The following is a 12609-nucleotide window of genomic DNA, read 5'->3' as shown; positions in this document are numbered from 1 at the left end:
AAGGCGATACTAACCGCTATCCTGTCGGTGAGCATCAGGATCACCTTTAGTCCGTAATGAAAAGGAACAAGAAATGGATGACCAGTTGAAACAAAGCGCACTTGATTTCCATCAGTACCCTGTACCAGGCAAAATTCAGGTTTCTCCTACTAAGCCGCTTGCCACCCAGCGCGATCTGGCCCTGGCCTACTCGCCAGGCGTGGCGGCACCCTGTCTGGAAATCGAAAAGGACCCGCTAGCCGCATATAAATACACCGCACGCGGTAATCTTGTCGCCGTGGTCTCTAATGGCACCGCCGTTCTGGGACTGGGCAATATTGGCGCGCTGGCGGGCAAGCCGGTAATGGAAGGCAAAGGCGTTTTGTTCAAAAAATTTGCCGGGATCGACGTCTTCGACATCGAAGTTGACGAACTTGATCCGGACAAATTTATCAATGTTGTTGCGGCCCTGGAGCCGACCTTTGGCGGCATCAATCTTGAGGACATTAAAGCGCCAGAGTGTTTTTACATTGAGAAAACGCTGCGCGAGCGGATGAACATTCCGGTTTTCCACGATGACCAGCACGGCACAGCAATCATCAGCACGGCGGCTATTCTTAACGGCCTGCGGGTAGTAGGAAAAAATATTTCCGATGTCCGCATGGTCGTTTCCGGAGCCGGGGCAGCAGCAATCGCCTGTATGAACCTGCTGGTGGTGCTGGGAATGCAAAAGCACAACATCGTAGTTTGCGACTCCAAAGGCGTTATTTATAAAGACCGCGAGCCGAATATGGCTGAAACCAAAGCCGCCTATGCGGTTGAGGATGACGGTAAACGGACCCTTGCGGACGTGGTTGACGGCGCAGATATTTTCCTTGGTTGCTCAGGACCGAAAGTGCTGACGGCGGAAATGGTAACTAAAATGGCGCGTGCGCCGCTTATTCTGGCGCTGGCGAATCCTGAGCCGGAAATTTTGCCGCCGCTGGCAAAAGAAGTGCGCCCGGATGCCATCATCTGTACCGGGCGCTCGGACTACCCGAACCAGGTTAACAACGTACTATGTTTCCCGTTCATCTTCCGTGGTGCTCTGGATGTGGGGGCGACGGCAATCAACGAAGAGATGAAGCTGGCGGCGGTGCACGCTATCGCAGAACTGGCCCACGCCGAACAAAGCGACGTTGTCGCCTCTGCGTATGGCGATCAGGATTTGAGCTTCGGTGCGGACTACATCATTCCTAAACCGTTTGATCCACGTTTGATTGTCAAAATTGCCCCGGCAGTCGCCCGTGCGGCAATGGAGTCCGGGGTCGCGACACGGCCTATCGAAGACTTTGACGCCTATGTCGATAAACTCAGCGAGTTTGTCTATAAAACCAACCTGTTTATGAAACCGATTTTCTCGCAGGCGCGCAGCGAGCCGAAACGGGTTGTACTGGCAGAAGGGGAAGATAGTCGGGTGTTACATGCGACCCAGGAGCTGGTGACGCTGGGTCTGGCGAAACCGATTCTGGTCGGGCGTCCGGGCGTTATCGAAATGCGTATCCAGAAATTGGGTCTGCAAATTAAACCCGGCGTTGATTTTGAGATCGTTAATAACGAATCCGATCCGCGTTTCAAAGAGTACTGGATGGAGTACTACAACATCATGAAACGCCGGGGGGTAACGCCGGAGCAGGCACAGCGCGCGGTGATCAGTAATACGACGGTGATTGGGGCGATCATGGTCCAGCGCGGTGAGGCTGATGCGATGATCTGCGGGACGATTGGCGATTACCACGAGCACTTTAGCGTCATTCAGCAGCTTTTTGGCTACCGGGAAGGCGTTCATGCGGCGGGGGCAATGAATGCGCTGTTGCTACCGAGCGGTAACACATTTATTGCCGACACCTATGTCAACGACGATCCGACGCCGGAGCAGCTGGCAGAAATCACGCTGATGGCGGCGGAAACCGTACGTCGCTTTGGGATTGAGCCGCGAGTGGCACTCCTGTCACACTCAAACTTTGGATCGTCAAACTGCGCGGCGGCGACCAAAATGCGTGATGCGCTGGCGCTGATACGTGAACGTGCGCCGGAACTAATGATTGACGGCGAAATGCACGGCGATGCCGCACTGGTTGAAAGCATCCGCAATGAGCGAATGCCTGACAGCCCGCTGAAAGGCTCAGCCAATATTCTGGTGATGCCGAATATGGAAGCTGCACGTATCAGCTATAACCTGCTGCGCGTTTCCAGTTCCGAAGGCGTAACGGTGGGGCCAGTGCTGATGGGCGTGGCAAAACCGATTCACGTACTTACGCCAATTGCCTCAGTGCGACGTATTGTGAATATGGTGGCGCTGGCGGTGGTTGAGGCGCAGACTCAGCCGCTGTAATCTGTAACGAAGCGCGGGGTTCTCCCGCGCTTAAATCCACTCTCGCACCTGTATAAACTCACTTAAGGCGGCTTCCGGGCTGCCTTCTTCCGGCTGCCAGTCGTATTCCCAGCGTACCAGCGGCGGCATTGACATCAAAATAGATTCAGTGCGCCCGCCGGTTTGCAGGCCAAACAGCGTACCGCGGTCCCAGACCAGATTAAACTCTACGTAGCGACCGCGGCGGTAAAGCTGAAAGTTTCGTTCACGCTCACCGTAATGCATCGCACGTCGACGCTCGACAATTGGCAGATACGCCTCGGTATAGCCTTTGCCGACGGCCTGCATGAAAGCAAAACTGTGGTCGAAATCCGGCGTATTAAGATCGTCAAAAAACAGGCCGCCGATACCGCGCTGTTCATTTCGGTGCTTCAGGAAGAAGTAGTCATCGCACCACTTTTTATAGCGCGGATAAACGTCGTCGCCAAACGGCTGGCACAGATCCTTCGCCGTACGGTGCCAGTGGCGCGCATCCTCTTCAAAACCATAATAGGGCGTTAAATCAAACCCGCCACCAAACCACCACACCGGATCGGCACCTGGCTTCTCGGCAATAAAGAAACGCACGTTAGCATGGCTGGTGGGCACATAGGGATTATGGGGATGCACGACCAGCGACACGCCCATGGCTTCGAAACTGCGTCCGGCAAGTTCCGGGCGGTGAGCCGTGGCAGAAGCGGGCATTGATGCGCCAAAGACGTGGGAGAAATTAACGCCTGCCTGCTCAAATAAGCCGCCGTTACGCAGGACCCGGCTGCGCCCGCCGCCGCCGGCTTCACGCTGCCAGTTATCTTCAATAAACGTTTCACCGTCTGCGGTAGAAAGCTGCTGACAAATATCGTCCTGCAGCTGAAGTAAAAAGGCTTTTACCTGCTGAGCATTAGGTTTCATTACCGTTTCTTCACGTGGGCTTTTTGATTATCGAACCAGTGAAAATAGCTAATGACGCCGGAGGCGATGGCATTGGCGATTTTCTGGCGAAATGCGGTAGTTCCCAGCAGCTTCTCTTCTGCCGGGTTGGTGATAAACGAGGTTTCCACCAGCACAGAAGGAATCGACGGAGATTTCAACACGACAAACGCGGCTTGTTCCGTGCCACGGCTGTGCAGACGATGCACCGGTTTAATTTTCTTAAGAATATGCGAGCCGAGCGTCAGGCTATTTTTAATGGTGTCGGTCTGGACTAAATCGAACAGTACCTGCTGTAAAAGGTGATCTTTATCGGTGGTTTTCTTACCGGCCACTTCATCCGCGCGGTTTTCACGATCGGAAAGATATTTGGCCATGGCGCTACTGGCTCCCCGGTTGGAGAGGGCAAACACCGACGCGCCTGCTGCTGACGGATTAGTGAAGCCGTCGGCATGAATCGACATAAACAGATCGGCACCGTGTTGATGCGCAATCTCTACCCGATCGTACAGCGGAATAAAAGTATCGCCAGAGCGCGTAAGGCGCGCATCAATTCCCTGACTTCTCAAAATAGATCGGACGTTTTTGGCAATCGCCAGCACGACGTGTTTTTCTTTAGAGCCGTTTTTGCCTATCGCACCGGTATCAATACCGCCATGACCGGGGTCGAGGACCACCACGCGTCTGGCTCCGGCTTTTTTCGCGGCGGGTTTACTGTGGCTATTACTGGTTTTAAGGGGTTCATCTTTCGCCATCGCGTGGGTCATGCCTGACAGCGTCAGGGCGGCCAGCCCGGCTTTAAGGACCTGGCGGCGCGATGCGAGTGTTTTTAGGGGTTTAAAAGTGCTCATTCGGCCTGGGTTGTAAATAAAAATGTGACAGATGTTATATCGTATCGCGCGCGCCGTTACGAACAATCGCGATGATAATTGTTTTACTTTTCATTTCAATCCATGAATGGACGACATTATGCCATTTTTTGCCCGCAGTTTCGCAAGATATTGGCTTATCGACACGTTCACGCCATAATCAGTTTTTTATCCCCTAAAAGGCCCTCAATACCATGGAGATACGCGTATTTCGCCAGCAAGATTTCGAAGAGATTATCACTCTGTGGGAACGTTGCGATTTGCTGCGGCCGTGGAACGATCCGGAAATGGATATCGAGCGCAAAGTAAACCACGACGTGAGCTTGTTTCTGGTCGCTGAAGTAAACGGTGAAGTGGTAGGTACGGTGATGGGCGGCTACGACGGGCATCGCGGCTCGGCCTATTATCTCGGGGTACACCCGGAATATCGCGGACGCGGTATTGCCAATGCATTATTAAACCGGCTTGAGAAAAAGCTTATCGCGCGCGGCTGTCCTAAATTGCAGATTATGGTCCGGGAAGACAACGATATTGTGTTGGGTATGTATGAGCGTCTGGGCTATGAAACGGCCGACGTCCTGATTTTGGGTAAACGTTTAATTGAAGATGAAGAGTACTAAGCCTTTATTTTATCCCGCGGATTACGATCGTAACGGGTTGTTAAAACTTCCTTTTCTTTTCTGGTGCGTGCTGCTGCTTCAGGCGCGGACATGGGTACTGTTTGTTATGGCGGGCGCATCCCGTGAGCAGGGTGATACCCTGCTGAATCTGTTTTATCCCGATCACAATAATTTCTGGTGGGGCCTGCTGCCGGGTATTCCTGCCGTGGCCACTTTCCTTTTTATCGGTCGCCGCCAGACCTTTCCTCGCCTGTGGTCTGCCTTGCGTTGGGTATTGATTCTCGCGCAGACCAGCCTGCTGATCTGGCAACCGCTGCTGTGGTATTTTGGCGAAGCGGTAACCGGAACCGGACTGACGCTGGTGATCCTGGATGTTTATGCGCTGTGGTGGCTGCTGGCAGACCCGCGTTTACGCGCCTGTTTTCGCCCGCAGACAGATTAAACGGCACTTTTTACCGTTGCTGTACTCCAACAGGCGTTGAATTTAAAAGAGAGGATGTGTGAATGAAATCGCTTCGTGTATTGATGTGCGTTATGCCTTTGGCGCTGGCAGGCTGCTCGACAATGTCCTCAGTTAACTGGTCAGCCGCCAATCCCTGGAACTGGTTCGGTTCATCTGATGAGGTGACCGAGCAGGGCGTGGCCGGGCTTACCGGAACAACGCCGCTAAAAGAAGAAGCCATCAGTGAGGCGCTGGACGGTCACTATCATCTGCGCAGCGGCATGAAAACGGACAACGGCAATATCGTGCGTTTTTTTGAAGCGTTAAAAGACAATAAGGTCGCGCTGGTTATTAACGGCGAAGGCGACACGGTAAGCCAGGTTGATATTCAGGATCCTGACATTAAAATCGCCGGCGGTGGACAAATTGGCAGCGTGTTCAGCGACTTATATGGCAAAGCTTATGGAAACTGTCATAAAGCCTCGGGGGACAACAGCGGCGACGTCGAGTGTAAAGCAGAAGGCAGCCAGCATATTAGTTATCTGTTTACCGGCCAGTGGAGCGGCCCGGCCGATCTTATGCCGTCCGATGACGCGCTGAAAAGCTGGAAAGTCAGCAAAATCATTTGGCGTCGTTAGCTTGCGCCTGAACAAATTGCGCTGCTGAAAAGGCGGTACAATAGCCCTGTCAATGCCACCATCGGGTGGCTTTTTTTCAGGAGAAGCAATGTCTCAGGTTCAAAGTGGCATTTTGCCAGAACATTGTCGCGCAGCAATTTGGATAGAAGCCAATGTTAAAGGGGAAATCGATTCCCTGCGTGCGGGCAGTAAAATTTTTGCCGATAAGGTTGCGACCGTCCAGGCGCAGTTTCCCGATGCGCAAATCGGCGCAGTGGTTGCCTTTGGTCACACCGTATGGCGCACGCTAAGCGGTGGTGAAGGCGCGCAGGAACTAAAAGATTTTATTCCTTACGGAAACGGCCTGGCGCCGGCAACGCAGTACGATGTGTTAATTCATATTCTCTCATTACGTCATGATGTCAATTTTTCGCTGGCTCAGGCCGCGCTTGAGTCGTTTGGCGATACGCTGGATGTCCAGGAAGAAATCCATGGCTTTCGCTGGGTACAAGATCGCGATTTGAGCGGCTTTATCGACGGTACCGAAAATCCGGCGGGAGAAGAGATCCGTCGTGACGTGGCCGTTATCAAGGACGGCGTTGACGCAGGCGGCAGCTATGTATTCGTCCAGCGCTGGGAGCATAATCTTAAGCAGCTAAACCGCATGAGCACGCACGATCAGGAGATGATGATCGGTCGTACCAAAAGTGCCAATGAAGAAATCGACCGCGATGAACGGCCGGTAACGTCCCATCTCAGCCGTGTGGATCTGAAAGAAGAGGGCAAAGGGCTGAAAATCGTCCGTCAGAGCCTGCCGTATGGCACGGCCAGCGGTACCCACGGCCTCTATTTCTGCGCCTACTGCGCACGGCTGCACAATATCGAACAACAGCTATTGAGCATGTTTGGTGATACCGACGGTAAGCGTGACGCGATGCTGCGCTTTACCCGCCCGGTGACCGGCGGCTACTATTTTGCCCCGTCCCTTGACCGGCTCCTGACGCTCTGACTGATGCGGGGGCTACCGGCATAAGCCATGTCCCCGCTAACGTGCTGGCAGGCTAAACCGGTCTGCATACATCTCAACGTTTTGTGTTGTCATTACTTTAACGTGCGTTTACTCGCTTTCCCGCCCAGAGTGTGATGATTGCAGAAAATTCGTTCCCGAACTCAGCGCATCCTTTTGCGTCAGTGCATAATGTTTTATGCACTTTTTGGCGACTCTATGAGGAAACGCGTGGCTAAAACTATCGGCAACGATCTGCTGGAACATATTATTGCGCTGGTCGGTGGAGAAGAGAATATAACTTCATGCGGTAACTGCATGACCCGCCTGCGGTTAAAAGTGGCAGACACGGCGTTAATCGATTCGCAAATCAGCGCACGGCTCGCCGGGCAGGTCAGCGGCGTGATAGTCAACGGCAATGAAGTTCAGGTTATCTTCGGCGTGGGAAAAGCGCAGCGTGCGGCTGAAGCGATGAATGCGCTTCTGGGCCATCGCGATCTTAAAGCGATTGCTGCTGAAAATAAGCGTCAGCATAAGCATAAACAGCAATCCTCCGTTCAACAGTTTCTGGCCAACTTTGCCACTATCTTTACGCCGCTTATTCCGGGTTTTATTGCCGCAGGGTTGATGCTGGGCATCGCAACGCTTATTGGAACCCTGATGCACGTTGCACCCGACGCCCGGGGAACGCTGCCGGATGCGCTGAATTTTTTGAAAGTGTTCAGCAAGGGACTGTTTACCTTCCTGACGCTGCTGGTGGGCTATAACGCGCAAAAAGCCTTTGGCGGGACGGGTGTAAACGGTGCAATTATTGCCTCGCTATTTATCCTCGGTTATAACCCGGAGGCGACGGTCGGATACTATTCCGGGCTACAGGATTTCTTCGGCATGGCCATCGATCCGCGCGGTAATATTATTGGTGTACTGATGGCTGCGTGGGCCGGAGCCAAAATTGAACGGCTTATTCGCCGCTATGTACCCGATGAGCTGGATATGATCCTGACCTCAATGCTGACGCTAATCATCACTGCGGTGGTCACTTTTATTGTGATCATGCCCGTTGGCGTCTGGCTGTTTCAGGGGATGTCCTGGTTGTTCATGCATCTTAACAGTAATCCGCTGGGCTGTGCCGTGCTGGCCGGCGTGTTCCTGATTGCCGTCGTCTTTGGCGTTCATCAGGGTTTCATTCCGGTTTATCTGGCTCTGATGGACTCGCAGGGCTTCAATTCACTGTTTCCAATCCTTTCCATGGCAGGTGCCGGTCAGGTGGGTGCCGCGCTGGCGCTGTACTGGCGCGCGGAGAAGTCTTCCCTGCTGCGCTCGCAAATTCGCGGGGCCATTATTCCAGGCCTGCTGGGCGTAGGTGAGCCGTTAATTTATGGTGTCACCTTGCCGCGCATGAAACCGTTTATCACCGCCTGTGCAGGCGGTGCCGTGGGCGGGCTGTTTATTGGTACCGTCGCCTGGTCCGGTCTGCCGGTAGGGCTGAACAGCGCCTTTGGCCCTTCCGGGCTGGTGGCCTTACCGCTGATGACCTCAAATGCGGGCATTCTTCCGGCGATTATTGTTTACGCTGGTGGGATCGTCATTGCGTATATGGCAGGCTTTATCATCACGGCACTCTTTGGCTGCAAAAACGTCGACCTGGCGTAACGTCACTGCCTCACTGCAAAATTCCGCTGAAAGGCCGCTATAGCAGGCGGCCCTGGTTTTTACTTATTCTCTTTTCGACTGGAAAATCACTAAACGGTATATAAAACCGTTACTCCTTTAGTGTCTGTTATAAATATTATGGCTATCAGAAAGTCAGCAAATTTATAAGGGTGCACAATGGTCGCTAAATCACGAAAGAAAAGGTATCTGGTTCTGGCGGCATCAATGCTGCTGGTCGCGCAGGCACAGGCGACTGAATTGCTCAATAGCTCTTACGACGTTTCCCGCGAATTATTTGCCGCCCTCAATCCCGCTTTTGAACAGCAATGGGCGAAAGATAACGGGGGAGACAAGCTGACCATAAAACAATCTCATGCCGGGTCATCAAAACAGGCGCTGGCAATCCTTCAGGGGTTGAAAGCCGATGTCGTTACCTATAACCAGGTTACCGATGTGCAGATCCTGCATGACCGCGGCAAACTGATCCCGGCCGACTGGCAAAGCCGTCTACCCAATAACAGTTCGCCGTTTTACTCCACCATGGCATTCCTGGTGCGTAAAGGTAATCCGAAAAACATTCACGAATGGAATGATTTGGTCCGCTCTGACGTAAAGCTTATTTTCCCCAACCCTAAGACGTCCGGTAATGCGCGCTATACGTATCTGGCAGCCTGGGGCGCAGCGGATAAAGCCGATGGCGGCGATCGCGCTAAGACCAGCCAGTTTATGACCCAGTTTCTGAAAAATGTCGAAGTTTTTGATACCGGCGGGCGCGGTGCGACCACCACCTTTGTGGAGCGTGGGCTGGGCGATGTATTAATTACATTTGAATCTGAAGTGAACAACATTCGCAAGCAGTACGAAGACCAGGGTTTTGAAGTCGTGGTGCCTAAGGTCAATATCCTGGCGGAGTTTCCGGTGGCGTGGATCGATAAAAATGTGAAGGCTAACGGTACGGAAAAAGCCGCAAAGGACTATCTGACCTGGCTGTATAGCCCGCAGGCGCAAACCATCATTACCGACTATTACTACCGGGTGAACAATGCTGACGTCATGGACAAACTGAAGGATAAATTTCCTCAGACTGAACTGTTCCGCGTAGAAGATCGCTTCGGTTCATGGCCGGAGGTGATGAAAACGCACTTTGCCAGCGGCGGTGAATTAGACAAGCTGTTAGCGGCGGGGCGTAAGTAATGCTGGCTGCCTCTACCCGGCGCGTCCTGCCGGGCTTTACCTTAAGCCTTGGCACCAGCCTGCTGTTTGTCTGTCTGATCATGCTGCTGCCGTTAAGTGCGCTGGTTATGCAGCTTTCTCAGATGAGCTGGGCGCAATACTGGGATGTCATTACCAATCCGCAGGTGGTGGCTGCTTATAAAGTCACACTGCTTTCGGCGTTTGTCGCCTCCGTATTCAACGGTGTCTTTGGCCTGCTGATGGCGTGGATCTTAACCCGCTATCGCTTTCCGGGGCGCACGCTGCTGGATGCGCTGATCGATCTGCCGTTTGCGCTACCAACGGCGGTGGCGGGTCTGACGCTCGCATCGCTGTTTTCAGTAAACGGTTTTTACGGCGAGTGGCTGGCCAGATTTGATATCAAAGTCACGTACACCTGGCTTGGCATTGCCGTCGCCATGGCCTTTACCAGCATCCCGTTTGTGGTGCGTACTGTCCAGCCGGTGCTGGAAGAGTTGGGGCCAGAATACGAAGAAGCGGCGGAAACGCTCGGCGCTACCCGGCTACAGAGCTTTCGTAAAGTCGTATTGCCCGAGCTGTCTCCAGCGCTAATCGCGGGGGTGGCGCTCTCGTTTACCCGCAGTCTCGGCGAATTTGGCGCGGTTATTTTTATCGCCGGCAATATTGCCTGGAAGACAGAGGTGACATCGCTGATGATTTTTGTGCGTTTGCAGGAGTTTGACTATCCGGCAGCCAGCGCGATTGCATCAGTGATCCTTGCCGCGTCGCTGCTGCTGCTGTTTTCAATCAATACCCTGCAAAGTCGCTTTGGTCGACGCGTGGTAGGTCATTAATGGCGATGGTGCATCAATTGAAACGTTATGACGCTCCCCGCATTAACTGGGGAAAATGGTTGCTGATTGGTACGGGCGTACTGATCTCGCTGTTCATTCTGGTTGTACCAATGGTGTACATCTTCGTACAGGCTTTCAGCAAGGGACTGATGCCGGTGCTGCAAAACCTGAGCGATCCGGACATGCTGCACGCCATCTGGCTGACCGTGCTGATTGCGCTAATCACCGTTCCGGTCAACCTGCTGTTCGGCACGCTGTTGGCATGGCTGGTCACGCGCTTTAACTTTCCTGGTCGTCAGTTACTGCTCACGCTGATGGATATTCCTTTTGCCGTGTCACCCGTGGTGGCTGGTCTGATTTATTTGCTGTTCTACGGCTCCAATGGTCCACTCGGTGGCTGGATGGATGAGCACAATATGCAGGTGATGTTCGCCTGGCCGGGCATGGTGCTGGTGACGATCTTTGTTACCTGTCCCTTCGTGGTGCGTGAACTGGTACCGGTGATGCTAAGTCAGGGAAGCCATGAAGATGAAGCCGCTATTTTACTTGGTGCTTCTGGCTGGCAAATGTTCCGTCGCGTGACGCTGCCGAATATTCGCTGGGCGCTGCTGTATGGGGTGGTTTTAACCAATGCGCGGGCCATCGGCGAGTTTGGTGCAGTGTCGGTGGTGTCCGGCTCCATACGCGGTGAAACCCTGTCGTTACCCCTACAAATTGAACTGCTTGAGCAGGACTATAATACCGTCGGCTCGTTTACCGCTGCCGCGCTGCTGGCGTTAATGGCGATTCTGACCCTGTTTTTAAAGAGTGCGTTGCAATGGCGTCTGAGCAATCAGGAGCGTCGCCTGCAACAGGAGGGAAATCATGAGCATTGAGATTGCCAGCATTAAGAAGTCTTTTGGTCGCACCCAGGTGCTGAATGATATCTCGCTGGATATCCCTTCCGGGCAAATGGTTGCATTGCTGGGACCGTCCGGCTCCGGTAAAACTACGCTGCTGCGTATTATTGCCGGGCTTGAGCATCAGACCAGCGGCAACATTCGCTTTCACGGTACTGACGTGAGTCGACTGCATGCACGCGAACGTAAAGTGGGCTTCGTCTTTCAGCACTATGCGCTGTTTCGCCATATGACGGTTTTCGACAATATTGCATTTGGCCTGACGGTATTGCCTCGTCGTGAGCGTCCGAATGCGGCAGCGATTAAAGCTAAAGTGACCCGACTGCTGGAAATGGTGCAGCTTGCGCATCTGGCTGAGCGCTATCCGGCTCAGCTTTCCGGTGGGCAAAAACAGCGTGTGGCACTGGCACGTGCGCTGGCGGTCGAACCGCAGATCCTGTTGCTGGATGAACCTTTTGGTGCGCTGGACGCACAAGTGCGTAAAGAGTTGCGTCGCTGGCTGCGTCAGCTGCATGAAGAACTGAAATTTACCAGCGTCTTTGTCACCCACGATCAGGAAGAGGCAATGGAAGTTGCCGATCGCGTGGTGGTGATGAGTCAGGGCAATATTGAGCAGGTTGATGTACCGGATCAGGTCTGGCGCGAACCGGCGACCCGCTTTGTTCTCGAGTTTATGGGCGAGGTCAATCGCCTGAAAGGGATTATTCGTGGCGGTCAGTTCCACGTTGGTGCCCACCGCTGGCCGCTTGGCTATACCCCTGCGTATCAGGGACCGGTCGAGCTGTTCCTGCGCCCGTGGGAGGTCGATATCAGCCGTCGCACCAGCCTTGATGCGCCACTGCCGGTACAGGTACTGGAAGCAAGTCCCAAAGGGCACTACACCCAATTAGTTGTCCAGCCGCAGGGGTGGTATGACGAGCCGCTGACGGTCGTCATGCAGGATGAGCACGCGCCGGTGCGCGGCGAAAGATTGTTTGTCGGGCTGCAAAACGCGCGCCTCTATAATGGCGATCGACGCATTGAACGTGGCGACGAGAAACTTGCTCTGGCGGAATCAGCCTGATAGGTTAATCCGCATGTGGTTTTGCCGGGTGACACTGTGCTTACCCGGTCTGCCTTTCTCTTTCTCAGACCCGGTCAGCAAAGCGCTACCGGGTATTTTTTTGGGCAGAAAA

The 12609-nt window shown here is 53.6% G+C and carries 12 protein-coding genes; 10 read left to right on the top strand and 2 right to left on the bottom strand.

Annotated elements, in window-relative coordinates:
- Positions 1-73 precede the first annotated feature (73 nt).
- Positions 74-2353 carry an NADP-dependent oxaloacetate-decarboxylating malate dehydrogenase gene (gene maeB / locus AC791_RS16340; protein ID WP_049841449.1) on the top strand — a complete coding sequence of 760 codons (2280 nt, stop codon included), beginning with the start codon at positions 74-76 and terminating at the stop codon, positions 2351-2353.
- A 30-nt stretch (positions 2354-2383) separates the two neighbouring features.
- On the opposite strand, the gene hemF is transcribed toward maeB, so the two are convergent.
- A complete protein-coding gene (hemF, locus tag AC791_RS16335; protein ID WP_049841448.1) occupies positions 2384-3283 on the bottom strand; it encodes an oxygen-dependent coproporphyrinogen oxidase in 900 nt (299 codons plus the stop codon).
- Positions 3283-4152, bottom strand: coding sequence for an N-acetylmuramoyl-L-alanine amidase AmiA (gene amiA / locus AC791_RS16330; RefSeq protein WP_049841447.1), 870 nt, complete (start codon positions 4150-4152; stop codon positions 3283-3285). Before amiA ends, hemF begins: the two co-directional genes overlap by 1 nt.
- A 212-nt stretch (positions 4153-4364) precedes the next feature.
- On the opposite strand from amiA, the gene AC791_RS16325 reads away from it, so the two are divergent.
- The 9 genes from AC791_RS16325 (at position 4365) to cysA (ending at position 12497) form a co-directional block, all read left to right on the top strand.
- Positions 4365-4790 carry a GNAT family acetyltransferase gene (locus AC791_RS16325; RefSeq protein ID WP_049841446.1) on the top strand — a complete coding sequence of 142 codons (426 nt, stop codon included), beginning with the start codon at positions 4365-4367 and terminating at the stop codon, positions 4788-4790.
- Positions 4777-5232: a DUF2919 domain-containing protein gene (locus AC791_RS16320; RefSeq protein ID WP_049841445.1), complete on the top strand. Its 456-nt coding sequence runs from the start codon at positions 4777-4779 to the stop codon at positions 5230-5232. Before AC791_RS16325 ends, AC791_RS16320 begins: the two co-directional genes overlap by 14 nt.
- Before the next feature lie 62 nt (positions 5233-5294).
- Positions 5295-5870, top strand: a complete 576-nt coding sequence (locus AC791_RS16315) for an RpoE-regulated lipoprotein (RefSeq protein ID WP_049841444.1) — start codon at positions 5295-5297, stop codon at positions 5868-5870.
- Positions 5871-5958: 88 nt separating this feature from the next.
- On the top strand, positions 5959-6858 hold the full coding sequence (locus AC791_RS16310) for a Dyp-type peroxidase (RefSeq protein WP_049841443.1): 900 nt from the start codon (positions 5959-5961) through the stop codon (positions 6856-6858).
- A gap of 228 nt (positions 6859-7086) precedes the next feature.
- Entirely contained in the window at positions 7087-8508 is a 1422-nt protein-coding gene (gene murP / locus AC791_RS16305) for a PTS N-acetylmuramic acid transporter subunit IIBC (protein WP_049841442.1), read from the top strand.
- Positions 8509-8685: 177 nt separating this feature from the next.
- Positions 8686-9702, top strand: a complete 1017-nt coding sequence (locus tag AC791_RS16300; protein ID WP_049841441.1) for a sulfate ABC transporter substrate-binding protein — start codon at positions 8686-8688, stop codon at positions 9700-9702.
- Entirely contained in the window at positions 9702-10535 is an 834-nt protein-coding gene (gene cysT / locus AC791_RS16295) for a sulfate/thiosulfate ABC transporter permease CysT (protein WP_049841440.1), read from the top strand. Before AC791_RS16300 ends, cysT begins: the two co-directional genes overlap by 1 nt.
- Positions 10535-11410 carry a sulfate/thiosulfate ABC transporter permease CysW gene (gene cysW / locus AC791_RS16290; RefSeq protein ID WP_049841439.1) on the top strand — a complete coding sequence of 292 codons (876 nt, stop codon included), beginning with the start codon at positions 10535-10537 and terminating at the stop codon, positions 11408-11410. The genes cysT and cysW overlap by 1 nt, the downstream gene beginning before the upstream one ends.
- Positions 11400-12497, top strand: a complete 1098-nt coding sequence (gene cysA / locus AC791_RS16285; protein ID WP_049841438.1) for a sulfate/thiosulfate ABC transporter ATP-binding protein CysA — start codon at positions 11400-11402, stop codon at positions 12495-12497. The genes cysW and cysA overlap by 11 nt, the downstream gene beginning before the upstream one ends.
- The last annotated feature ends 112 nt before the right edge of the window (positions 12498-12609 follow it).

The organism is Klebsiella sp. RIT-PI-d (assembly GCF_001187865.1).
In the GTDB taxonomy this organism is placed as follows: Bacteria; Pseudomonadota; Gammaproteobacteria; order Enterobacterales; family Enterobacteriaceae; genus Superficieibacter.
Note: the sequence above shows the minus strand (reverse complement) of the source record. Positions and strands in the feature narration are given on the sequence as shown.

Bases quoted from the DNA above. Each gene is read 5' to 3' on its own strand.
- cysT (WP_049841440.1), top strand. From the start codon at position 9,702: ATGCTGGCTGCCTCTACCCGGCGCGTCCTGCCGGGCTTTACCTTAAGC.
- hemF (WP_049841448.1), bottom strand. From the start codon at position 3,283: ATGAAACCTAATGCTCAGCAGGTAAAAGCCTTTTTACTTCAGCTGCAG.
- maeB (WP_049841449.1), top strand. From the start codon at position 74: ATGGATGACCAGTTGAAACAAAGCGCACTTGATTTCCATCAGTACCCT.
- AC791_RS16320 (WP_049841445.1), top strand. From the start codon at position 4,777: ATGAAGAGTACTAAGCCTTTATTTTATCCCGCGGATTACGATCGTAAC.
- cysW (WP_049841439.1), top strand. From the start codon at position 10,535: ATGGCGATGGTGCATCAATTGAAACGTTATGACGCTCCCCGCATTAAC.
- AC791_RS16300 (WP_049841441.1), top strand. From the start codon at position 8,686: ATGGTCGCTAAATCACGAAAGAAAAGGTATCTGGTTCTGGCGGCATCA.
- amiA (WP_049841447.1), bottom strand. From the start codon at position 4,152: ATGAGCACTTTTAAACCCCTAAAAACACTCGCATCGCGCCGCCAGGTC.
- AC791_RS16315 (WP_049841444.1), top strand. From the start codon at position 5,295: ATGAAATCGCTTCGTGTATTGATGTGCGTTATGCCTTTGGCGCTGGCA.
- cysA (WP_049841438.1), top strand. From the start codon at position 11,400: ATGAGCATTGAGATTGCCAGCATTAAGAAGTCTTTTGGTCGCACCCAG.
- AC791_RS16325 (WP_049841446.1), top strand. From the start codon at position 4,365: ATGGAGATACGCGTATTTCGCCAGCAAGATTTCGAAGAGATTATCACT.
- AC791_RS16310 (WP_049841443.1), top strand. From the start codon at position 5,959: ATGTCTCAGGTTCAAAGTGGCATTTTGCCAGAACATTGTCGCGCAGCA.